The 25,029-nt window shown below is 39.5% G+C and carries 16 protein-coding genes; 13 read left to right on the forward strand and 3 right to left on the reverse strand.

What is annotated here, in order from left to right:
* Positions 1 to 69: 69 nt before the first annotated feature.
* The 4 genes from H6G96_RS41665 (at position 70) to H6G96_RS30080 (ending at position 7,820) form a co-directional block, all read left to right on the forward strand.
* Positions 70 to 822 (forward strand): hypothetical protein, encoded by a 753-nt coding sequence (locus H6G96_RS41665; protein WP_242063444.1) that lies wholly within the window; start codon positions 70 to 72, stop codon positions 820 to 822.
* A 1,094-nt stretch (positions 823 to 1,916) separates the two neighbouring features.
* A complete protein-coding gene (locus H6G96_RS30070; protein WP_190916493.1) occupies positions 1,917 to 2,549 on the forward strand; it encodes a PAP/fibrillin family protein in 633 nt (210 codons plus the stop codon).
* Between the two features lie 57 nt (positions 2,550 to 2,606).
* The gene (locus tag H6G96_RS30075; RefSeq protein WP_206757681.1) at positions 2,607 to 5,282 is read left to right on the forward strand and encodes a filamentous hemagglutinin N-terminal domain-containing protein; all 2,676 of its coding nucleotides are present in this window, start codon (positions 2,607 to 2,609) and stop codon (positions 5,280 to 5,282) included.
* 24 nt (positions 5,283 to 5,306) lie between these two features.
* Positions 5,307 to 7,820, forward strand: a complete 2,514-nt coding sequence (locus H6G96_RS30080; protein ID WP_190916416.1) for a CHAT domain-containing protein — start codon at positions 5,307 to 5,309, stop codon at positions 7,818 to 7,820.
* A 20-nt stretch (positions 7,821 to 7,840) separates the two neighbouring features.
* On the opposite strand, the gene H6G96_RS30085 is transcribed toward H6G96_RS30080, so the two are convergent.
* Positions 7,841 to 8,767 (reverse strand): hypothetical protein, encoded by a 927-nt coding sequence (locus H6G96_RS30085; protein ID WP_190916418.1) that lies wholly within the window; start codon positions 8,765 to 8,767, stop codon positions 7,841 to 7,843.
* Between the two features lie 194 nt (positions 8,768 to 8,961).
* Positions 8,962 to 10,806: a serine/threonine-protein kinase gene (locus H6G96_RS30090; RefSeq protein ID WP_190916420.1), complete on the reverse strand. Its 1,845-nt coding sequence runs from the start codon at positions 10,804 to 10,806 to the stop codon at positions 8,962 to 8,964.
* Positions 10,807 to 11,292: 486 nt separating this feature from the next.
* On the opposite strand from H6G96_RS30090, the gene H6G96_RS30095 reads away from it, so the two are divergent.
* From H6G96_RS30095 to H6G96_RS30115, 5 genes are all read left to right on the forward strand, one after another.
* Entirely contained in the window at positions 11,293 to 12,813 is a 1,521-nt protein-coding gene (locus H6G96_RS30095; protein ID WP_190916422.1) for an NB-ARC domain-containing protein, read from the forward strand.
* A gap of 285 nt (positions 12,814 to 13,098) precedes the next feature.
* Complete coding sequence (locus tag H6G96_RS30100) at positions 13,099 to 13,287, forward strand: hypothetical protein (protein WP_190916424.1); 189 nt, start codon at positions 13,099 to 13,101, stop codon at positions 13,285 to 13,287.
* 237 nt (positions 13,288 to 13,524) lie between these two features.
* Positions 13,525 to 17,088, forward strand: a complete 3,564-nt coding sequence (locus H6G96_RS30105) for a plasmid replication protein, CyRepA1 family (RefSeq protein WP_242063445.1) — start codon at positions 13,525 to 13,527, stop codon at positions 17,086 to 17,088.
* Positions 17,089 to 17,573: 485 nt separating this feature from the next.
* The gene (locus H6G96_RS30110; RefSeq protein WP_190916426.1) at positions 17,574 to 18,485 is read left to right on the forward strand and encodes a tyrosine-type recombinase/integrase; all 912 of its coding nucleotides are present in this window, start codon (positions 17,574 to 17,576) and stop codon (positions 18,483 to 18,485) included.
* Between the two features lie 1,088 nt (positions 18,486 to 19,573).
* The gene (locus H6G96_RS30115) at positions 19,574 to 20,269 is read left to right on the forward strand and encodes a hypothetical protein (RefSeq protein ID WP_190916429.1); all 696 of its coding nucleotides are present in this window, start codon (positions 19,574 to 19,576) and stop codon (positions 20,267 to 20,269) included.
* Between the two features lie 245 nt (positions 20,270 to 20,514).
* Here H6G96_RS30115 and H6G96_RS30120 read toward each other — a convergent pair whose 3' ends face one another.
* Positions 20,515 to 21,168, reverse strand: a complete 654-nt coding sequence (locus tag H6G96_RS30120) for a hypothetical protein (RefSeq protein ID WP_190916431.1) — start codon at positions 21,166 to 21,168, stop codon at positions 20,515 to 20,517.
* A gap of 655 nt (positions 21,169 to 21,823) precedes the next feature.
* On the opposite strand from H6G96_RS30120, the gene H6G96_RS30125 reads away from it, so the two are divergent.
* The 4 genes from H6G96_RS30125 to H6G96_RS30140 are packed head-to-tail and all read left to right on the forward strand — an operon-like array spanning position 21,824 to position 25,028.
* A complete protein-coding gene (locus H6G96_RS30125; protein ID WP_190916433.1) occupies positions 21,824 to 22,657 on the forward strand; it encodes a hypothetical protein in 834 nt (277 codons plus the stop codon).
* 41 nt (positions 22,658 to 22,698) lie between these two features.
* Positions 22,699 to 23,679, forward strand: a complete 981-nt coding sequence (locus tag H6G96_RS30130) for a hypothetical protein (RefSeq protein WP_190916436.1) — start codon at positions 22,699 to 22,701, stop codon at positions 23,677 to 23,679.
* Between the two features lie 10 nt (positions 23,680 to 23,689).
* A complete protein-coding gene (locus H6G96_RS30135) occupies positions 23,690 to 24,406 on the forward strand; it encodes a hypothetical protein (RefSeq protein WP_229558184.1) in 717 nt (238 codons plus the stop codon).
* Positions 24,372 to 25,028, forward strand: coding sequence for a DUF6753 family protein (locus tag H6G96_RS30140; RefSeq protein ID WP_190916440.1), 657 nt, complete (start codon positions 24,372 to 24,374; stop codon positions 25,026 to 25,028). The genes H6G96_RS30135 and H6G96_RS30140 overlap by 35 nt, the downstream gene beginning before the upstream one ends.
* Position 25,029 lies beyond the last annotated feature (1 nt).

The raw sequence follows: 25,029 nt of genomic DNA on the forward strand, positions 1-25,029 counted from the left end.
CAATAGGGTTTCAGATGCGCTTACCCTGTAGAAAATACCCTCTTCAACACATGGGTAAAACAACGGCTAATGCTTGATTATTTGACGGCGGGTATTGCATTTTGGATGACTTTGTTTGGAGTACAAGAGTCGTTGTTAGAATTTCGCCTGGGTTATCTCGGTCGCTACTGGTTTATTGCCATTAGTGCTAGCTTACTCCTGAGCTTTTTGCTCTCTGCTCCGATTACTATCACGCTAATCATTAGATTTACAGTAGATCCGTTCACTTTTCCAGGTAATGTTATTCTCTGTGCAATCGCTGCGGTAATATTTGGTGTGATTCTCAGTCTGGCGCAGTGGCTGATACTTCGTCAAACCGAGATGACACCGAGAGTTTTTGCACTAATCAATACAGTTATTGGAACTTTCGTTTACTTTCTACTGGTATGGTTCAATGAGGATACTCTGGAGTGGAGCGGTAATCCCTTTGGCGGCTGGAAAACTGGACTCGTCTTTTTAGCTGGTGGTGCAATTACCGGGGGTGTCACAGGTAAGGCTTTGGATTTTTACTGTGAGCAAGTGGAGCGGCGATTAATTCAGCTTGAGAGAGAAAGAGAAGAAAAAGAAACCAAAGAGAGAGAACGGCTTGAAAGAGAAAGGCTCCAAAAAGAAAAGCTTGAAAGGGAAATTCTAGAAAGGGAAATTCTAGAAAGGGAAATTCTAGAAAGGGAAATTCTAGAAAGAAAAAGGATGGACAGAGAAATTGCTTTGGAGGAAGAAAGAAAGTGGTATGAAGAACATGGTGATGATGATTTCGATTATGAGGATGAAGATCAAGAATAATATTTAAGTATTACTTTACACTGAGTTAGTAGTTCGAGAAAAATTGTATTTAGCGTAAACCACTTGCCCCAAAGCTTTATCTTTCATCAACACTGCACTCTTTCTTTATCAAATTCAACAGCTTCTCTAAAATTTATATCTAGCAGATTTATTTTTTCTTAACCAGTTGTAAAATCTTTAAGCCTATCCCCAACAATTATCTCATAAATTACTTGAATTATTACTTGATTACAGACATAGTAAAACTATTATAATCATCAGATGCTAAATTACCAAAATTGTTCAGGGCGTTATCTTTCCCTATACTCAGGCTCCAGAAGATTCGACAGCTTGTCCTCTAAAGATGTCAAATAGATCGATTCAGCAATTAAAGCAATGGTTTGTCTGCGACACGCTACGCCAACGCCTGCTATAGGTATAGGATGCCTGAAAAGCTATAGAGCGAACTCGGCAGTATTCTTCAAAAGTACGATGTGTGGAACGATACAATCTGCGACAACAAACAGCCCGTCGTAGACATCGTAAGAAGGCGGGGCGTACCCCATCTCACATAAGCTGTATTTTATTTTTGGAAATCCTAATATGCCAATTAGAGGTCTTAATGCTGGAACTTCCAAATGTACGCATGGAGCAGCTTTAATATAGTATAACTGCTTTATTTATATACATCTGTAGATATATATCGATATTACGGTAACTATGGTATACCAGCGAATAAACACATAACAAATTACACAATTCAACTGTCAAGAGTTTTAACAAAGAAACCTCACTGTTGAATCAGGACTTTAACTTTTACACCACTTCTTATAAATACTTAACATTTTTATTTCTTACTATTATAATTTTACAATCCAGGTATAATTACTAAAGTTCTTTATTAATACCGCATGATAAATTCAGTCATAATAGATGCCAATTCTCAAATTGTGAGGTTTTTTACAGTCATATTATTGGAGTTCAGCATGGAACGTGGACTATATAACTCATAAAAATAAATAACCAAACTGACTTGTATGAGATATAAACATCATTGATTACTAGCGTTTGGTATTGGCAGCAATGTATACAACCGCATTCAAATGAATCAAGATATGGTAGAGAATGACGCAACGAGACTTGCCTTAAAATCTGAGCTTCTGCAATGCATAGATAAATTAGGATTACAGCAAAGCCTATTTCCGATTCCTGATGAATCTATTGATAAACTGGTGCGACACTTGGAAAGCATAAATCCGATTCCGCACGCACTTCAGGCTAACTATCTTCCTTCTCTATTTGGTAACTGGCAATTAGTGTATGCATCTCAAGGGACAATTGTCACACGTCAGATCGCATCAATTCCAGATTTTTGGGGTGCAATCAAAATTAAACGAGTGTGGCAAACATTGGCTAGTGGCAGCAATACCAGAAACATCTTAGCCTCTAACAGCGCCCAGCTTGAATTACCTATTTTAGGTGAGTGGCAGTTACAAGCTAATGGACATTGGAAATGGGGCACAGATGAGAAAACTGCCACAGTGTCCTTTAACTCATTTTCCATCCAAGCAACAAAACCTTTTGGGTTGTCTAATTGGAGCTTTCCTGAGCTAAAAATACCAGTATTAGAATTCCTACAAAAAGAGGCTTTATGGATAACCTCCTACTTAGATGAAGAAATCAGGATAGGACGAGGGGCAACAGATAATTTATTTGTATTTCGTCGTGAAGTAACGCCTTCAATCTAGTCCTAACAGAGAAATTTTGCTCACTGAAGTTAATTTTAAGTATAATTGAAAGTTTAGATGAAAAATTTTTCAAATATTTCTTTTACTTTTTGTCAGCATTTAGTTTCGATATCTTATGTGTTATTATCTTCATCTGCAATGGCACAGATTCTTCCAGATAACACATTACCTGTCAATTCTCTAGTTATTCCACAGGATAATATCAGCAATATTAATGGAGGAACGCAAGTAGGAAGCAACTTATTTCACAGCTTCGAGCAATTTTCTTTATCCACAGGTAGCACCGCCTACTTTAATAATGCTTTGAATGTTCAAAACATTGTTAGTCGAGTAACTGGTTTATCTATCTCTAACATTGATGGTTTGCTGAAAGCTAACGGCAACGCTAACCTGTTTCTAATTAATCCTAACGGGATTATTTTTGGCCCCAATGCCACCCTAAATATCGGTGGCTCGTTCTTAGCTAGCACTGCTAACAGGATTAACTTTGCTGATGGCAGCCAATTCAGTGCAAAAACTCCACAAAATCAGCCTTTATTAACAGTGAGCGCACCTATTGGCTTAGGATTTGATGGTAATCCAGGCGCAATTCAGGCTCAAGGTATAGGACACAATCTGACTCTCAATAACCCATTCTCACCATTTATTAGAACCATTAGCTCAAATGGCTTGCGTGTCAAACCAGAGAAGACTTTAGCTTTAGTGGGTGGTGACATAGCTTTAGAGGGAGGAAAGCTTGAGGCGAGTGGAGGGCGGATTGAGTTAGGTAGTGTTGATAAAGGAATAGCACGCCTTAATACAGATGACAGAGGTTGGGCTTTAAGCTATGAGGATGCAGTTAGCTTTAAAAATATTCAACTATCTCAACAGTCAATAGTAGATGTCAGTGGCTCCGGTAGTGGTTTCATTCAAGCACAAGGTGCTGATGTGGAACTAGTTGATGGCTCAATCTTTTTGATTCAAAACCAAGGGAATAAATTATCCGGTGACATTAGTGTAAATGCTTCTGAACAATTGAAAATAGTAGGAACTTCTCGAAATGGAGCAATTCCTACTAGCTTGGTTAATGAAACCTTAGTAGGAGATGGAGGAAAAATTAAAATTTCAACTCAAAATTTAATTCTTCAGGATGGAGCAGCAATCATTACTAAAACCTATAGTGCAGCCAGGGGAGGCGATCTCATTGTGAATGCTTCCGAACTCACTCAAGTTGCTGACGGTTCTTCTTCAATTTTGCAACTACCCAGTAATATCATTACTGCAACCTTTAGCTCTGGAGATAGTGGCAATCTTACACTGGTTACGAAAAATTTGTCTGTACAAGATGGCGGAGAAATCCTAACTTCAACTTTTGGTACTGGCAAAGGTGGGAACTTAACAGTGAATACTCTTGAATCTACTCAAGTAATTGGGTCCTTATCGGGCGCTTCACAGCTTTCTAGTACTATTCTTACTAGAGCTTCTGGCTCTGGTAATGCAGGTAATCTAATCCTTTCAACAGGAATTTTAAGTGCCAAAGATGGAGGTATTATTGGTTCTCTATCTCTTGGAAGTGGCTCTGGAGGGGATGTAACTGTAAATTCTAAAAACTTTATAGAACTTGTTGGAGTAGTACCAAATGTCTTTACTCCAAGCTCTTTGGCTACTGCAACTTATAGCAGTGGTAATAGTGGTAAATTAATAGTTAATACAAAAAAGTTAACGGTTAGGGATGGCGGAATAATTAATACTTCTACTCGTTCAACTGGAAAAGCTGATAGCCTTATAATTAATGCTTCTGATTCTATCGATGTAATAGGTAGAGTTCCAGGTGCTGTAAATCCCAGTCTTATCAATTCATCTGTTATTGATTCCGATAAAGCTTTTCAAGAGCTATATCTCCTGCCTTCAGAATTGAGAGGAGATTCGGGAAGTGTAACGATTAATACTAAGAATTTAAATATTGAAGATGGCGCATTAATTAGTGTCAAGAATGATGGTTCTGGCAATGCTGGGATAATTAATATTAACGCTGATACAATCAACATTTCAAATAACGGAGGTCTTACCGCAACTACTGCTGTTGGTCAAGGTGGAAATATTGCTGTTAACTCAAAATATGTTCAACTAAACGATGCCAGTATTTCTGCGACTGCTGGACAACAAGGTACTAATGGTGACGGTGGCAACATCATCATCAATACAAATATCTTAGTTGCAATAAAAAATAGCAGCATTACAGCGAATGCTTTTGAAGGGCAAGGCGGTAATATTAGAATTGATACCAAAGGACTATTCCTTTCTCCTGATAGCAAAATTACAGCTAGTTCACGGTTCGGATTGAATGGTACGATTCAGATCAACAGCTTATTTAGTAATCCTGTACAGGCTAAAGCAGAACCAGAAGCGATTCGTGCAACTCTTGAAATTGCATCGGTTTGTCAAAGTAGATCAGGTGGAGGGAAAAATAAGTTTGTCGTTACTGGGATTGATAACTTATTACCTAGCCCTAACGATTTGCCATCTAATAGCCCTATTTGGCAAGATAATTCTCTTTCAGGTCTAGCAGCTAACAATAGTTCAGGAGAACTAAAATTCATAGCTCAAGAGGCTACACCAATCATAGAGGCGCAAGCTTTAATAAAGAAATCTGATGGTACAGTCGTCTTGACGGCAAAGTCCGATCAAGTTATCGCCGATGCTGCGTTATTTGCTAGTCTGTGTTCTGCTGAAATAAACTCATCGAAAAATTAATAATATTAAAAAGATCACAAAACGATGATTAAACGTCGAATTTGGATCAAGTATTTGTTTCTAAGCATTTTAGGATTATCTACAGTTGAGAGCAAAGCATTTCTTTCTCCTGTTTACGCTACAAATAAAAAATTACAAAAACACAATCAGGCGCAACTGTTGATCCAAAGAGGGAAAAAGTATCTTGATGAAGGTCGAGCAGCAGAAGCGCTTCAAGATTGGGAATCAGCCACAAAACTCTATCGTCAAATTCACTATGAAGAGGGCGTTACTGGCAGCTTAATCAACCAAAACCTTGCCTTACAAGCTTTAGGTTTAAATCGTCGGGCTTGCAGTACACTTTTGCAAGCTTTAAAGTTAAACGCGGATGCTGATATTTGCGCCATTCCGTCAGAGCAATCTACTGAATCTACAACAAAACTACTGACAGCAGCAATTGAGCAGCAAAAGCTAATGCCTCTAAATCTGTTGGCATGGCATAACCTGGGAGATGTATTACGTACAATTGGTAAGCTAGATGAATCAAAAATAGTTTTGGAAAAAATATTTTTCACTGCTAGACAGGTATCTTCTACTGACACTAGCGGAGTTATGCTCTCGTTGGGCAATACTGAGCAAGCTATTTACCAACAAGCGCGAAATAAATACTACGAAGTAGAGGAGCCTACTTTCAAGAAAGAAATCGTTATTTTGATTCAGCAAGAGGCGCTCAAGTCAATTGACATTTATCAACAGGTACAGAATACGCCAAGAATTCCTCAAATGACACAACTGCTAGCTCAATTACATCAGTTGAGCTTATTGTTAGATTTTGAAAAATGGTTAATAGCGGAGTCCAGAGCAGGTAACACAAAACTAGCTAATACTCATACTAAAATTACTCAACAGATTCAGCCTTGTGTAAACTTAGTGCTGAAAAACTCTTCAGCATTTTCTCAATTGTCGGCTAGTCATTCTGTTTATACAAAATTGAATTTTGCCCTGAACCTGAATCAACTACCAGGTAATCAATTGCATTTAGTAGCTCTTGAATACGCTGAATCCGCTTTACAAACGGCTAAAAGTACCAACAACGAGCGGCTGAAGTCATACAGTTTTGGCGCTTTGGGTAGATTAAAAGCAGGGCAATCAGAAAAATATTTTACAGAAGCTTCAAGTTTAGCACAATCAATTCATGCTTGGGATATTGCGTATCAATGGCAGCAGGAGTTAGGAAATTTATACAAGAAACAAGGAAAGTTTAAACAAGCTCTTGAAGCTTATAGTGCAGCGATTAATAACTTAAGTAAGCTTCGTGATAGTCTTTTAGCAAGCAACGCAGATTTACAGTTCTCTTTCTCGGAAAAGGTAGAACCTGTTTATCGCGATTATATGCGATTGCTTCTAGCATCTCCTAATCCAAATCTGGAGCAAGTTATTCAAACAAATGAACGGCTGCAAATAGCAGAGTTAGAGAATTATCTCAAGTGTGGCAAACTCGATCTTGTAGCTTTAAACGAGCTTCAAAACTTACCTAGTGCTCCAGCAGTAATTCACATTGTTGATTTGGGTAGTCGTATAGAAATACTCGTTCAATCCCCTGATAAATCTCTTCATCATCATTCTGTTGATTCAAAGACAGTTAAAGAGCATATCGAGAATCTATTAAAGAATTTACAAGATAAGAAACTTGTTAATACTGATGAATCGGTGCTTCTTCAACCTTCTCAAGCACTCTATAGCTTGCTGATTGTACCTATCAAGAAATATTTGCCATTGTCAGGAACACTGGTATTCACTTTGGACAAATCTTTCCAAAGCTTGCCGATGGCTTTGCTGCATGATGGGAAAGATTATTTGTTCCAAAACTACAGTATTGCAGTTACTTTAGGGTCTAGAGTTCGCCAACCAAAAGCTTTATCTAAAGAACAGTTCAAAGTTCTCATTGCTGCACTCTCTAAAGTTAGTCCCAGCTTCAACGATCCAAACGCTCCTAAAGACTTGAAAGCGCTACCAGGAGTAGAACAAGAAGTAGCAGATATTAAAAAACAAACTACTTTTTCCACTACCTTACTAAATGAAAATTTTACTAGCCCTCGGCTTGAGAAAGAATTGAGTACGGTCAATTTTCCAATTGTTCATTTGACAACTCATGCTCAATTTAGTTCAGATCCTCATCGGACGGTAATTTTAGCCTATGAGAAGGCAATCAATGTATTAAAGTTTGATAGATTATTAAGAAATAAAACTCAAGCTGATGTAGACGGGATTGAGTTATTAGTTTTAAGTGCCTGTCAAACCGCTAAGGGTAATAAAAGGTCAACATTAGGAATTGCTGGAGTAGCCGCACAAGCAGGAGCAAGAAGTACGTTAGCAACATTATGGCTAGTAGATACTGATTCTACCACTCAGCTTATGAGCGAATTTTACAAAGAACTGAGAAAGGGTGTACCTAAAGCAGAGGCACTGCGTCAAGCACAATTGAGTTTATTGTCAAATCCTGATTACACTCATCCTTACTACTGGGCGGCTTTTGTTCTAGTCGGAAGCTGGCTCTGAACTACTTTGGGACAACTTGCTTACAGTTGTTGAAGACTTTCAAACAACTTTAGGCGCTCCTCCACCTTTTCTAATTCATCTAAGCTCCCACTACTTTGGGCTAACTGCGCTGCCATCACATATTCACGACGAGCCTCATCTGGCAACCATGCCTCTAAATAGCGATCGCCTAATATTCTGTAGAGAGTCGGATTGCTACTACCTGCTACCACTCGTTTCTTTAACGTATTGATTGTTTCATTCAAAAGCCTTTTTGACATATATACAGCATCTAAGTCTAAAAAAGCAGCTTCATCTGGAGGTAGGTTGAGAGAGTTAATTTGCTCTACCTTTTCTAAAATCTGTTTAAGATCACTCTCTGGCAACAAATTGACTACTGATGTATCGGCGCTCACAGGAAAGTCACCCTTACTAGCTATAACGGTAATTTTATAAGCATTCCCATATTGCAATTCTCTTTGCTCTTTAGGATATAGAAGCGTGGCGGTTTTTACTTCTTTTTCCCAGTTCACACCATTACCCTCGACAATTACTGTGTAATTATCAGCTCCAGCGACAGAATACCAAGAGATTACTGGACGAGAATTTAAAATCGAACTGCCATAGGGACTAATTACCGTTGGTGTACCGTTCTCATCACCTGGCCCTTTAGTTTTTGGACATTTATTTCGAGTGGCAGGTGTGCATCGTCTTTTCACTGCTTGTGGTACACATTTGTCAGGTGCATTTGAGATAGAGCCACTTGGTAAATCCAGAAATTTTAGATTCAAGTAGCACAAAATCTTAACTGTGCTTCCATTTGCTACTTGAAGTTTATCTCCCTCACAAAGTTTGCTTCCTGCTCGCCAGCCGAGATCATTATCATTGACAACTCTGGCAATAAAATCACACTTTCGCTCTAATGAATTTAATGAATTGCGTCTTGCTATAGGCTGGAGTTGGGCCAATACACTACTCTCATTAAAAAAAAGAATTATTGACGCGATCACTGCAACTTGACATCTGAAAACTTTTTTCTTTAATCCATTAGTTGGTTTAGATATGGAATGATTTAGCATCAAAAGTACTTATGTAGTTATTTGCTAGTTTTTAGCATATAGGATTTTAATAGCAGAAAAAAGTTTAAGACAGCAATACCAGATTAATATTTGTTCAAAACACGCTCTAATATTTGCTCTCTCCATTTTTGAACCTCTGGCAGACTTGAATTTAATATTAAACAAAATTCCCAATACATTTTAGCTTTGCTTCTTATGTTCAATGCTTCTTGCACTTGTGCTAGTAAGCAATAAGCATCTGTTCGCTCTGGATCTAGTTCCGTCGACTTCTGTAGATTAGTTTTAGCTTCAGCGTAACGCTTTTGCTCTAAAAGCGCCCAGCCCAAATTCTTGTACAACGAAGCCTGTACTTCAGGGTCTTTACCTTTTTGTAACCCTTGCAAAGCTAAAGCTTCTGCTGCACTATAATCACCTATTATATTCTTCAACCTTGATAGATTATTAACGGCTGGAATTGATTGTTCACTACTCTGTATAGCCAATTTATATTCTTGCTCTGCTAAATCATATTTTCCGTGGTCATCGTAAAAGCTTCCCAGACCATAACGAGCTTCCCACATTTTAGGCTGTAATTTAAAAATTATTTGGTAAGTACTCTCAATACAACTTAAATCATACATTTCCTGACATATTAATGCCAAATTATTATAAGCACTCACATTTTTAGGGTTAAATTTGATGGCTAATTCATAATTTTTTCTAGCAAGTTCAGGTTTGTCTTCGTGACGGTCCCCTTGGTCAAAGTAGAATTCTGATACTGAATCAGTTAAATTAGAATTATATTTAATCGCTGCGTTAAAGTCTGACTCAGCATCTATAAACCGATTTTCTTTGTGAGCTTTCTTCCCTTGATTTAGGTAACTGTTGGCTATCACAGGTAACGATGCATATCCCAAGGCAACAAGGGTTAAAGCAAACGTAATGCCTGCACTGATTAGAAATAGCTTCGATTTAACTATTCGATTGATCTTTGATTTAAATGGTAAGCCCTCCAATCGCTGCAAAATTACTTTAGTCGTTTGCGGACGTTGCCCCGGCAAGGGAGCCATTAATTCTTCGATAAAATCAGCAAATGGATTGTCAATCTGCGGTGCTTTATCTCTCCAAATTAGGTTTCCTGTCTTTTTATCTATTGGCAGATCCATCAATTGAATGCCTGTAAGTAATTGCACAAGAGTCCGACCAAGAGCATAAAAATCTGATTGAGGTACTGCTTGACCATTAACTTGCTCCAATGGAGAGTAACGAGGTGTACTGACAGATGTAATTTCGTATCGTCCTCCCCTACCTGTGTTAGATCCCCCACTTCCACTGACTTTTGCCAAGTAGGTATCAGTCACTCGCCGTGCTACACCAAAATCGATTAATGCAAGTTGTCCACTTGACTGAAGAATTATATTAGAAGGTTTAATATCTCTATGAAAAAATTCTGTACGGTGTACTTCATCAAGAATTTCAACTAACTGTCGAAGCCATTGTAATGCTACGGATTGTGAAATTCGCCCATTAGACTCTAACCATTGTTCCAAGTTTTCTCCTTCAAATTTATCCATGATTAAACAATGCAATATTAGAGAGCTATTGTTCGGAATAAAAGTGAAAAAGTCATCTATAGTACTTTTAGGAATGCATGGGTGTTCAATAAGCCGTAAGGTGAGAGATTCCCGCTCAATGAGATCAACCAACTTAGGTGTGTTCCATTTTAAAACTTTCATGACTCGCCGCTTGCACCCAGGATTCCATTGAGTGCCGGTATCGTCCACTTCAAAAACTTCCGTATAGTTAAATGGGTTTTCAGTAAGCTCTCTTAATGGCTTAACTAGACAAATGCGGTCGTTAATTAGCAATGAAGTCCCACAGAAGAGACATTGATTAACGTCATCGGGATTTTGACGTTGTTTGCAAAGAGGGTTGATACAGTAACCCATATTTTAGTATGTATAACGTATTAGTATGTATAACCTAATGCATAATAATTTCCTCACACTACCCCCTGCTGTCGCAATGGAACAACATATAAATTGAGAATTTTAGGCAGCCTCATTTTAAACATCAATGTATACTACCAATAAGTACCTGCATTACTTATATATTTAAGTAGCAAATATTACTGTGTATCATACTTACTAGAAGACTCACTGTTTAGCTGAAATGAAAATTCAGTAGCCAATTTCAGTAAATAGCCTTAAGTGTAAGTGCTAATCTTCCTCTTTTCTCTGACCGTACTCCATCCAGGATGTGTCTACGAAAGTAATTCTTATTGTAAGTAACCGACATTAGAAATTTCTATAGTACTTTTTTGAAAAAAATTAACTATAAAATGAAAAATCAAATATGATTGATACAATGCAATCTCCTCTTAAAACTAAGCCTAATCTATAAAAATGCCCATTTCGGGCATTTACTGTGTAAAAATGATTAACAAGGTTACAGTTTTTAGTACTGAATCGCAATTCCAGCCTCCTACTCACTCCTCCCTTAACCAAACAGGACAGGAGTCACCAAAAGTACTTTTTACGGTAAAAGTTACTTTTGAACTAGCCCTAGCTGTAGTAAATAAGTTAGTATTTGCCAAAAAAGGTAGATATCTATCCGAGGCTGAAATCCTTGTTATAAAGGGAGCGTGGGATGACAATGACTATGAAGAAATAGCAAGTAACTCATCTTACAGTCCTAACTACTTAAAAGGTGGCATAGCCCGTCGATTGTGGGATATGCTTTCTGAAACTATTGGAAATGGCGAACGGGTTGGCAAAAAGAATCTGCGTGATTTTTTGGAACAAGTTACTGAAGAATATTATGCTCAATCTGCGTCAAAAGAGGAGCCGAACTTCCCTGCCAACGACTTAATACAAGTTCTGGGAGGACAACTACCTGATGTGTCTAGTTTTTACGGACGAGTAAAGGAACTAACTCTTTTAAAAGAATTAATAGCTAAACAGCGATGTATATCCTTGGTAGGAGTAGCAGGAATCGGTAAGACTGCATTAGCGGCAAAACTTCTAGCGGAAATTAGTGCAGAATCTCAACCTAGATTTGATTATTTGATTTGGAAATCAGTTGCTCATGCACCACTACTTCAGGATTTAGTAACCGAACTGTTAGATATAATTGAGCCTTTAGAAACACCCTCAAGCTCACCTAAGTATACTCAAGCAATGATTACAATGTTGCTGAAGCAGATGCAATCACGCCGTTGCTTGGTTGTGCTAGATGAATCTGAAGCGTTATTTCAGACAAAAAATTTAGAGCAACGACTAGATTACAGACTATTTTTTCGCCGTTTAGTAGAAGAACAGCATCAAAGCTGTTTGCTCTTGACTAATCGAATTCTGCTTGATGAGCTGAATGATCTGATAGTAGCGAAGCGACCTCTTCGATTTTTTAGAATTGAAGGTTTAGATGAAGATGCGGCAATGCAGTTTTTGTCTGAAAAAGGATTGACTGACACAGAAAAGTGCCATCAATTAATTCAAACTTATCGTGGTAATCCTTCGGAACTAGAGGCAGTAATTGAGAGAATTAATCACTTTTTTTCTGGCAGTACACAAGTATTTTTTCAAAACCCAACAACTCTTGTCAGTAGTAAGTTTGAAGCAATGCTTAATCATGTTTTTGGTCACGTATTGACAGAAATTGAGCGAAAAATTCTGATTTACACAGCAGAGGAGATAGTTTCAACTACAGAATTTATTAGCTTTGCCAAGTTATTAAGTGATATCAGGCAGAGACAGAAAGCGTCTGTGTCAACTTTAGAGTTGATTAAAGCACTAGAAAATCTGGAAAAACAATCATTGATTGAAAGCAGTAAAAATCCAGTTACTAAAGAAATTAGTTTTACTCTCCAGCCAGTAATTAAAAAGTATATCTTAACCGATCCACAAGGATTGGTGCGTGTATCCAATGCTTTGCCAAATTTAGCGGTCGCATCTTAAGCAAAAGCTTTTCATAATATTGCAGGGTAATCTACCCTACACAGAGGTGCTACCAACCCTCGATTACCCCTAAAAGAATCCTTAAAAAACGTGGAGGTCAAAAGCAAAAATCAAAACAACTTTAAACACAGAGGGCATTGTAAGATCAGAACGAACAAAAGATGGAGGTAAATATAGAGGAACACAAAATTTAAAGGACAAAACGTACTTAAGAAGTAACGCTTTGTCCAAGGAGCAAAAAACTAAATAACTCCAGAGCGGGGTTATCTCACAAAAACCAAAGCGGTGGTAGTTAAAGTTTGGCGACTTGATTCCACTAACTGGTCAAAAGAGATTAAGTCCACGCTGCTTCTTGTATTATACGAGAAACCACACGAAAAGTACCAGTTTCGTGTGGCAGTTTTTGCTGTTGAAATTCCTCAAAGGGGCGATACATTAAGTTTGATTAAGAAAAAACCCGAATTTCGTAGTTAAAAACCCTTAGCAGCGCAACAACCCCCTCTGAAGCTTGTAAACCGAGTTATCAGGGGAAAATATTGTGATAAATAAAGAACGCCCCAAGAGCGCAGTAGTAGAGCGCATGGGGTCGAGTGCAGCTTTCGCATGGCAATTTTGTGCTGTGACGAAGGGAAATTTTCGGAATATCCAGGCTAGAGCAAGGGTTTCGCAGCTTGAAAGAGTTCTCTCTAAGGAATTCCGAGGGGAGAACCGATGAACCATACCCCTAAGAAAACGGGGGAAAGGTTAAAGGGAAAAGGGAAAAGGGATGGGGAAGAGTTAACAAATTCTTCCTCCCCTTCCCCTTTGCCCCTTACCCTTGACCCAGGCGCAGCCTCTCCAACTGAATATCCAAACAATCTCACGGCAGCGGAATACCATGAGTTGTTAGCTGGTAGCGCCATTCATCCGGCGCTGATTAAGCCCAACTTCTTCCATGTAGAGGGAGAATCAGTTTATGATTTCCTGTTCATATCTGATAAAATCCCACGCAAGAATGCGGGTCGGGTCACGGATGGATACATAAAAATGTATCAGCACCTATTACTAGGTGGGACGTGGATTCAGTCACTTGACCCATTCAAAAACTGGCAACCGATGGAATGGGGAAGAATTAAGCCCAACTTCCCGCGCTTTGATTGGCAAACAGGTAAACCAGTCAAATACGAGTCACCGCCCAAAACCCCCAACCGCGTTACCTACTTTGATGTCGCTAACCCCATCTGGGACAAAGTTGCAAAGCGTTATTTAATTAAGCGCTATCATTCGCTTTTAGCATTGCGCTTGCTGGATCAACTCAATCCACTAATATTTTGGGAGTGGGTGAAACAGCATCCAGAGATTCCGATAATATTATGCGAAGGGGAGAAGAAAGCCGCTTGCTTGCTGAGTCTGGGGTTTGTAGCGATCGCACTTCCGGGAATTTGGAACGGGCGCGTGGGCAAACAAGATTTTGATGAACGGTTGCATCCTGACTTAGTACCAATGACTCAGGCGGGGCGCAAGTTCATTATATTATTTGATTACGAAACAAAAGCTAAAACCAGGTGGTCGGTGTTTCAAGCCACTGTCCGCACTGCAAAAGCAATCTTAGCTGCTGGTTGTGAATGTGAAGTTGCATTACTGCCGGGGCCAGAAAAAGGCGTTGATGATTTTGTGGTTGGTCGCGGTGAAGATGCCAATGCCCTGTTGACTGCAATCATCGATGATGCCAAATCACTTGCCGATTACCAACGCTCGTATCGGGCTAAAAAATGGGGACTAAGCAAATATAAACCAGATGTCACTATTAATATCAAGTATCTCTCTGAGGCTTTGTGCATTCCTGAACTTGAAGAAAAATGCTTGAGAGTGCCTGAGCTTTATGAGCTTGAAAAGGAACAACTTTTCACGCCATCTATAAAAGGACATCCTCCAAACAAGGAGTCTACCGATTCTGGCGGAGTTGATTCAGACAAATCGAAGAAATCCCCTACCTTCAATTTCCCAAAATCAGGACTAGTCGTACTCTGGAGCGACATGGGTACAGGCAAAACTGAACTTATGCGCTGGTGGCGTGACCAAAACCCCGATGCCAGATTTCTCAACAATGGGCATCGCGTAAATTTGTTGAAAAATCTTGCCGAACGCTTGCGGACGGCGATGTACTCCGACTTGGGTTACACAGGTTTAGCCCAGGCTCAAGCTCTTAGTATTACTATCGACAGCTTGCACAAACTCAATACTCAGTCTCTCACCTACGGCTGCATATTTATAGATGAAGCCTGCCAATACCTTACCCACCTACTGCACAGTAATACTTGCAAACAGCACCGTGCAGCAATACTAGAAGTACTGGAATATATAGTATACAATGCGCCACTGGTCGTCATCGCTGATGCACACATGGATGACCTGACGGTAGACTTCTTTCTTGCAATGCGACCACTCGGTGAAGTCCCCTACATTATCAAAAACGAGTGGCGGAACGGTTCACGCACAATTTATTGGTATGAGGGGGATAATTCAAGCGCCCTAGTCGCCCAAATCTCGGCAGCGCTGATGCTTGGTGAGAAAGTCATGGTTGCAAGTGATTCTAAGCGTTTTATCAAAAAACTCGACAAATCCTTTACTATCAAATACGAAGAATCTAACTCCGAAAAATCACGTATACCACAAAAATGGCGCATTTGGTCGGTTCATTCCGATAATTCTGGCAGTGATGAGAATGTCGCTTTCATCAAAGATATCACCAACGCCGTCAAAAACTTTGATGCCTTGTTCACTTCCCCTAGCCTGGGGACTGGTGTCGATATTTCTGAGTATCATTTTGATTTAGTGTTCGGTGTCTTTCACGGCGTAAGCCAGACAGCTACTGAGTGTGCCCAGCAACTGTACCGTTATCGTCCAAAAGTCCCGTTTCATATTTGGGTGGCCCCGCGTCCTCCCTTTGGTTACAAGGATACAAACGCATCCAAGATTAAAGAGCGCTTGCTCCAAACCAATGAAATGACCGCTTTTCTGTTGCGAATTGACAGAGAAACGGGTAAGCGGGGAGCGGAGAAAGATTGGGCCTTAGATGCCTATTGTCAAATTATGGCTAACCGCCACTATTCTCTCAATAATCTGCGTGATGATCTGCGATCGCTTCTCACAGAAATGGGCAATACATTTATATGTGTGGGCAGTGATTCAGATCCTCAATCCCTTGAAAGTCTAAAAGCGGCAGCACAAGCTTTGGATAGTGCCCACAATTCGGCTGTTGCCAAGGCTAAGAATATTACTTTGAGCGAGTACCGTGCCCGTCAGAGCAAAGATTACCTTGACCCTAATGAAATTTTTGAATGTGAAAAATTCCGCATTTCTGATTCTTACGGCATCGAAGTAACCGAATCACTCGTAGAAATGGATAAAGGTGGTCGCTTAATAAGAGCAATTGCTGGACTTGAGGCAATTTTAGCCCCGCCCGAAGAATCGTTTACTGACCCCAAAACTGGGCAAACTTATCCTACCCCACCAACAATTGTCACCCAAAAAGACCGCACCGAGCGGGACAATTTACCTTTGTGCATCGACTGGGGCAATTACTCGGCACGGTGGCTGGCTAGATTTAACCTGGGGCTGCATCAGATTCTCTTAAGTTTAGTGAGGGGTGAAGAATTTACTGCCTCGGATACCACCTTACTCAAGATGAGGGAGATCGCTATACATTGTGCTGCTCACGTTAAAGCAATTCTTGGGTTTACTATTCCCAGTGACTGTAAGCCTATTTGGTTGCTGGGCACAATGGTAGAGCAGCTGGGGCTAAAACTGACCTTCCGTAAGCAGGGTAAACGGGGTCAACAGGTGAAACTTTTCTCTTTAGATAAAGAGCAATTGGAATTTGCAATGCATGTAATTGCTCATCGTGAAACGAAGCGTAATCAAAAAGAAAACCGAACCTATTATGCTGCCGAAACCCCTGCTGCGTATAATGTAAACCCCAATCAGCAGGCCGTATCCACACCCCCCCTTGATGCTATAGGGAACTCCCATTGCCAAGGGGAGGATACTACCGAATTTGAGTCGCCTCCGACCGATCGCACTACCCTACTTCATTGCGTGGAAATGCTACGCTCTGGTATCAAGCAGGGGGTGGAGGCGATTAAGGGCATCCTTAAGCGATGGGTTGAGGATTTGCGCTGGGAGACGGTGTTGGAGTTGGAGACGGTCGCGGCAAATGAGCTGCGACTTGTGGAATCTCAAGTTCCTGAATTTTATGCCTTGCTGAATGAAGAGGTGTTGCCTATCGAGGCGTGATTTCATGAACTAACTAATATTATTGGTGTTCCCGCTCAAGGGTTTTGTCCGGGCGGCTGTCAGCCGCTCATTCTCCAAGGTTAGCGAATGTATACACAAGTCTGGGGCAAAAATCAACAGAAAATCGTTCTGGTATCGACTGGGGGGATGGTAATAGAGGTATCCTCTGACCAACGACAAATGTATGGTTTCACGCCCTAAGATCCGAAAACTAATGTTATCGGATCTATCTAGGAACGGTCGTTTTGGGTCATATTGAGGCAGTTTTTATATAGGGGAGGTGAGTTCTTTTATTTACAGAGGTAAACGTATTAACACGATGAACTGGTTAACTCAAGGATTTAGGCGTGAATTCACGTCTAAGAAATTTTAGTAAATGTTGCTCCCCTGGAATCGATAATTGAAAAAGGGACACACCATTCGGAACAATCTTTTTTTGTGTAAGAGGCTGATTGGATTTTATGTAGGAACCGAACTAACTCTCGATGCTAACACCAGGGGCAGAAAACTCGGTGCAGAGGATGGCAGATGTTACCAACACTGCCCAAATAGTGGAGCTGTGGAAGAGTAGCAAGCGATCGCCTTCAACCCGGCGTTCTTATGAGACAGATATCCGTTATTTCATTGCCTTTGTGCTAGGTATAAGCCCAAAACTTGTACAGTTGAATGATTTGGACTTGCGAACAGTAACAATGAACGACGTTCTAGCGTTCGCTGATTATCTGGAAACTAAGGAATATGAGAACTCCACCCGCGCCAGAAAACTTGCGGCGATCAAAAGTCTGCTGCGGTTCGCTCTGAAAGTGGAATGGACAAAATTCAATGTCGCCGCCGAAGTACCGTTACCCGAACCCAAGGATAAGTTAGCCGAACGCCTTCTAAGTGAGTTAGAGGTGATGACAATGATTGCCCTGACCCCAAAGGGTCGCGATCGGCTAGTAATCCAACTGCTTTATTATACTGGTGCTAGGGTGAGTGAGATTGCTGTTTTAACCTGGCGCTCGGTACAACCAGGGCGCGATGGCAACGGACAAGTTACACTCTACGGCAAGGGGCAGAAAACCAGAACCGTGGTAATCCCCAAAAGCATTTATCAGGAATTGCTGGCACAAAGAACCAATAATAGTCCCGACGCACCCGTGTTTGTTAGCCGCCAGGGTGGTGCTGTAGGTGAGCGGCGAATCCGTAAGATTGTTGCAGAATCTGCAAAAAGAGCAGGGATTTCTGGTAATGTGTCGCCACACTGGCTGAGGCACTCTCATGCAACACATAGTTTAGACCGGGGGGCACCTGTGCAGCTGCTGCAAGCAACCTTGGGACATTCATCGCTGAACCAAACTAGCCGTTACACCCACGCTCGTCCCAATGATAGCACCGGGCTTTATTTACCAAAGTAAAGTTGTTGTTGGTGTTCGGTAAGCTCAATTTTAATGCGATCGCTTCATCTTCAGGCAAGTCAATTTTCCCGATTTGGGTGGTAAGGCACTTACCCGCTCATAAAGATACGAAAGTACGATCCAGATCCACGCCACACAACGAGCAATTAAGAACAAGGCTGGTATCTTTTTTTTGTAGTTCCCCCTAAAAATACACCTCTAAAATAAAAAACTAAAAATAGGTGAAAAAAATAAACTAATAATGACTTTATAGTTAATAAGTGATGCATTAGGTCAAAGAGCATACTCATAGCATTTAAATACACAAATATTACAGGTGTAGGTTTGGGTTAAAGAAAAGGGGCAAAGGTGCTTATTTTAAAGAACTTGTACAAAATTCTTCCCTGCTTCTGTTGCTTTCATACCAAATCAAGCTTATCGGAATAGCCCGCTATTTAATCGCTATCACGCCATAAAACTATAGAGTCATTTTCAGTTTATTTTTTGAGAGTGGTTTGATTCCTCTATAAAAAATTCTTTAAAAAACGGACGGGTAAAACTTGCTCCCCAAAAACTCAAACTTTTCTCAGATTGATTCCGAACTTGTCCTGAATCAATTTTCAGGGTGAGGGAGATCCAAATAATAAAATGCTATGAGCCTAGCTTTCGCCCCGAACGCGAGTGCGTCTCCCTTTGGGAGAAGGGCGAAAGCGCCTAATTATTTAAAACTGACAACTAATTCTTTAATGGACACCAGGGCTTAAAAGCAGGGGCAACTTTTAGAGACGCTATGCGTAGCAAGATCCCCGTAGGGGTACAGACTTACTGTACTGGATGCAATTATTGCTTTCTTACTCAGCAATCTAACTAGGTACTCAGCACTGTTTCGATGAGCAAAAATTAGATAAAGCAATCCTGCAAGTGTTTAAGCCTGAGATAATTTTTGATCGCCAATGATAGCCGTTGGCAGTAGCATCTCTTTACAAAAACCATCGCTTGAAGAATGCGCTGATACATTTGGCGATGATACTATCAAGGTAATTCATCATGATGAATTACACGATTTAATAAGCGTGGCCAGTCCAAGTTTACCTAGATGATACGTGAACATGAGCAATACAGGGCGTAAAAAAAAGCTGGCATCTTTCAACTGTGACCAAAGGAAGTGGGAGCAGTTTATCGCCTGTTGCAACTCGAAAGGCACAACAGCAACAGCCACGCTGCTCGAATTTATCGATCTCTACTTAGGCGATTCCCAAGATAAGATTGATACAAAAGGTGGTAACGATTTAGACGAACGCCTAGACTCAAAGATTAAGGCAAGTGTTGAGAAGTACTTAGTTACGAGTAACAATAGTAACAGCAGTCCAAGCAATGAAACGATAATAGCTATTTGCGAAAGACTTGATAAGCTGGAGTCAGAGTTTTCAAATGAATCTAATAGCAACCAAACCACAGTAATTGATAATCTCGCCAATTTAGAACAAAAAATTGAAAAGATGACAGCCCAAATGACACAGTTGGCTGAGGCGATCATTAAAATTCAAGACTATCTCAACAACCAACAAAAGCGGGGCCAAAAATCGTACTACAACAATTCATCCTATTCTGGGCAAAGTCCGCGAATGCAACCGTTAACTGAAGAAGGTTTGGCCAAGAGGCTTGGTGTAAGTGAGGAAACTGTACGCAAGGAGCGAATTAATCTTCCCCCACCGCTTTTTGTAGCATGGTGTAAGAACAAGGATAGAGCGGGATTAGGATGGGAATTTAACCAAAATACGGGATTCTATCAGCCAGCAAGTTAGTATTTTATCGAAACAGAATACATGTGTCAGTCGCCAGAATACAGGAAAGGTATTTTGAACTTAATAGTGGATGAATCCAGGGCGTTTTTGCACCCCCACTAAATCTTTTATTTAGTGGTCAAGAAGACAGTGGTGGGTCTGAATCCCCGACTGATAGCGAAGCGTTAGCGAGTCCGCGTTCGCGCAGCGTCTCGTAGAGAGCGTCTTAATTCTGACTCCTGAATTCAGAATAGCTGAATTCTTCTTCAAAAGTTTTTCCATTTCTCAAGGGTGAGACAAGGTTGTAAAGCAGTAGTAGGTATAAATCCAGAGGAAGAAACACCGAAATTGTTTAAAGAAGCAATTTCGTCTTCGGCATTATTAATGGCTACTTGTATAGCTTTGGTTTTATCTTCAGGGGAAAGTTTCTCAATTTTGGCGCTGTCAGGATTTGGAAGGGCAGAACCTTGTCTGAGTGAAAATTCGTTTATTTTGTAAAACTGATCTCCTCCTTGGGGTTTACCCAATAAGAGACAACCTTTAGATTTAACAAACAAACCAACATTTTGCATACTGAAAGCAAAATTAGGTTTACTGATAAACTTCACCTCTTGAACAGGCCCCCAAACAAGGACGGCTTCACGAAAACCTTTAGATGCGACATCTCGACTTTCTTCACAGCCGCTGTGGTTTCGCCCTGGAAAACCGTCACTACAAACTTTCCAATTAACTCTATACAGATCGGGAGTAGTATCAACAAATTTTTTAACTTCATCTGCTTCTGCTTTTTGCTTTGCTGCAATCAACTCAAGTTCTGTAACGCGTGCAATCTGTTCAGGCGTTTTACTCTGGCAAGAGATGATACCACCACCGACGAGCAAAGCTAAAGTGATGGCGATTTGTGAAGTTTTGAAAAGCATACTATTCTCGCTTAATAGCTAACTATTTATTCTCGGAAAAACTGGATAGTAAAAAAGCTAAATTTAGTTCGATTTGGAAAACTAATTTGATGTATTTATGAAATCAATGAGAGCTAAATTTCATTCTAAATAATATATAATAATTTGATTTCAAATAGCAAGCTAAAACCAGCAATTAACTATTGAAAAACTTGAACTTTTGCAATGAATCTATTTTGAATCAGGCAAAAGGGCTAATTCTATAACAGGATGTCAACAAAAAGCAATAGCCAGAAGTACGATATTTTTTTAGACTTCGAGCGATTCCTTTGAAGTGGGGGAATATGCCATAGTGTCTAAGTAAGACTTCAGCATGGGCAACACTCATTCTGGCAAAGTGAATTCTGATTAAAACAGAATACATGCGTCAGTCGTCAGAATTCAGAAAATAAGTATAAATTCTATACGAATTGCGGGTGAAGAAAGGGGTTTAAAACCCCCACAAAACAAGAAAATTTAGTGGTCTTAAATCAGTGATGGATCTGAATTCTCCATTGATTTATTCTGACGGAGTGAATTCTGACGGAGTGAATTTTGATGTATTTAATGTATCTTCTTATAGTAAAAAGTTAACTTTTGCAGTAAGAGGAGGGAGAACAAAAAAGTTAGTAGAGAAATGGTAGAAGTTTGGCGATATTGGGAATTTGAGCATCCATCAAGTTCTGTAGTAAGAGTGATAGCAACACCAACAGGGCTAGAGTTATTTGCAGTGGATGTATTGCAAATAGTAGCTCCAATTTTAATTGATGATTTGGTGAGGTCAATAGAAGTTCAGAAACGATTAGTGATGATGGAAAATAATCAAGTGAGTTTGGTATCAACACTCAGCGCTCTATCGATTCACTCATTAATATCACGAACAAGTGTAGTAGAACACAATGTAGTCAGGCAATTTATGCAATGGGTAAGAACAAATGTGATGCCAGTGTTTAAAAATGATGTCACGATGATTGCAATCGAGCAACCCAAATACTTATTTCAACAAATAGATTATGATCAGAAAGATTCTTTGATTAAGTATTTGTATTTTCAAAATAGTGATTCTTGGTCATCAAATAATATTGATTTATATTTAAAGTTTATTTTAAAAAAGCTTCCATTGCCAGCTAGCTGTCCTCAGACTATTGATTTAAATAGTATTGACTCCAGAACTAGATATTTTCAAGCATTGAAGACAGTACTAAGGTCAGTCAGCAGTTATGAATATGTTTATGAAGATTTGGTGATAAGCTCGGCAAATTTGTTGATAGCTCAATCATTAGATTTATTAGTTTATTACCATTTAAATAAATTAAATGAGTCCGGTTTAAATCAGGTATTAGAACAGGGATTAATTTTACAAGCTATGGGAACAATGGTTAATAAATCAATTGACAATTTCAAGGATTTAAAACCAATGTATTTAAACCTATTAGACTACTTTTCAGCAGAGATGCTAGCACTGGACTGAAGCCCGAAACTGATTAAACATGAAATCGAGGAGAAAATCAGATGACAGATATTTTAAACGATGAGGCGGAGATCCTTAACGGAGTAGAAGAATTACTCTTAGTAACAGATGAAACAACAGAAGCAGAAAGCACAGAAAATATACAGCAGATGCCAGAAGCAGTAACCGCAGGTGAAAAAACAGAAGCAGGAAATACAGTCCTGCCACAAACAAAAACCGCAGTCACCAATAAAAAACACTGGAGTCGGAGATTAGTGATAGTGACAGGAGATAAAGGAGGAGTAGGGAAAAGTACTTTCGCCAGAGGATTAGCGCAAACATATTTGGATATGAAAAAAGAATTTTTGGCTTTTGATGCGGACATATCTAATTCTCATTTAAGCAGATTTTATGGGGATAAATGTTTAGTGAGAGAATTAGATTTTTTTACAGAAGGGAATGTAGACATTTTTCTAGATGATTTGAAAGAGTTAATAGAGGAAAGTCTAGACGCAGAAGGGGCAGTTATCCCCGGAAAGTCTTTATTCTTATTGGAATTACCACCACAGTCCATGAGAATCTTAAAAGATGTTGTACAACAAATGAAATTTTTGTCTACAGTTGATGAATTATATGATATGCGAGTAACAATTGTAGTTGTAATTAGTCGAGTAATGGATTCGGTAAAGCAGTTAATAAGTTTATATGATTTTTGTCAAGACCAAGTAGATTATGTCGTAGTGAAGAATTTGTTCTTCGGTTCGCCAGAAAACTTTGTCAGATATAAAGAATCCTCAGACATAACAGCGATGAAGGATATATTAATAGAAAGTAATATTCCGTTTTTAGAAATAACGATGCCAGATTTAATAGAACACGCTTATGATTATTTAGACAAAAATAGCTTGACATTTAATCAAGGAATAGAGCAAAAAGAAAAGCCATCAGTCAAAGGAAGGGTAAGTACTTGGATTAGCAAATTCAAGGAACAAGTTTGGTTAGCAAAAGGTATTTTAGGATTAGAAAATGTCCCCCGTTTGTAGACGTGTAGTTATGACTGTAGGTGACTCGCGTGTGGGAAAGTCTACAGTTATCAAGTTATTGATTGAACTATTCCTTAGCCAACATCAAGCTGTTAAGATTTATAACCATGATAGCCGTAATAAGTTCAAAGCTTATGAAGGAATAGTGCCAATAGAAAGCTTAAACTTTTTCACAGACAACCCAGATTTGGTATTAGACGATTTACTTAATGACTCATTAGATGTAATTTTTGTAGATATGCCGGGACAGTATATCCAAGAAACCTGTAACTACATATATGAGGCAGATTTTTTTACTGTTTTGGCTGAACTCAACTGGAAACTAACATTCTTACAGCCAATTTCCCATAGAAGTGATTGCATGGAATATTTCTTGCAGCTATTAGATTTTGCAACGGACAATGCTAGTTATGTCATAGTGAAAAATCAACATTTTGATACGAGGTTTAAAGAGTATAAGCAATTAATCCAGCAAAAATTGCCATTGGTTGGGGGCACAGAAATTATATTAACAGCCTTGCACAGAGATCATTATCAAGCAATGGAGGATTTAGCCAAACCTTACTCAGAATGTTTTCATGAGCAATCCCTATATGTGTTGTATCGCTCATATATTTATCACTGGCTAAAAAATTTTTTTAAGACTGTAAAAAATAATCAAGTCGCTAGTATTTACTTAGGAGTGTCAGCAGGTGAGAACATCAGAAATATTGCAGGGGTATTCTGAAGCCGAACAACAGAGGATTGTTGAAACAGCGCATCAAGTGGGGTTAGCGGAAGATGACCCGATGTTTCAAGTCATGGCAACACTTGGCAGATATGAAGAGACAATGATTTCACTGCAAGCACGAATGGAGGCAATGATTGAAGCTTGGGTACTAACAGTCGAAGAGAAAGTGGCGAATACTTCTAAAACAGCCCAATCAATGAACAACACTGTAGTCAGTAATGCTGTGCGTGATGTATTAACTGAACAAATACCGAAGCTGATACAACAATCATCAACATCATCTGCATCCTCAACATCATCGCCACCAAAAGAGATGCGATTATCTACAGGAAATTCTCAGATGCGTTTTTGGTCTATCTGCGCTCTGGTAGGAGGAGTGACAGCAGCCGGTGCGATGCTTGCTTCATTTACAACTTGGAACGTGATGACTAACTTGGGTCAGAACCAATCAGTCATGTTGTCAAACAACGATCTGAAGATTTTACAATGGGTAAAATCTAGCGAAGGTAAGCAAACTTATAAGCTCTTTGTTGAGAATCAACAAACTCTGGCTGCTTGTCAAGAAGAAAATCGCTTGAAAGGATATTGCTTGATTCAAATGCAAAAGAACAAGAAATAAT

The organism is Nostoc sp. FACHB-892 (assembly GCF_014698795.1).
GTDB lineage: Bacteria > Cyanobacteriota > Cyanobacteriia > Cyanobacteriales > Nostocaceae > Nostoc.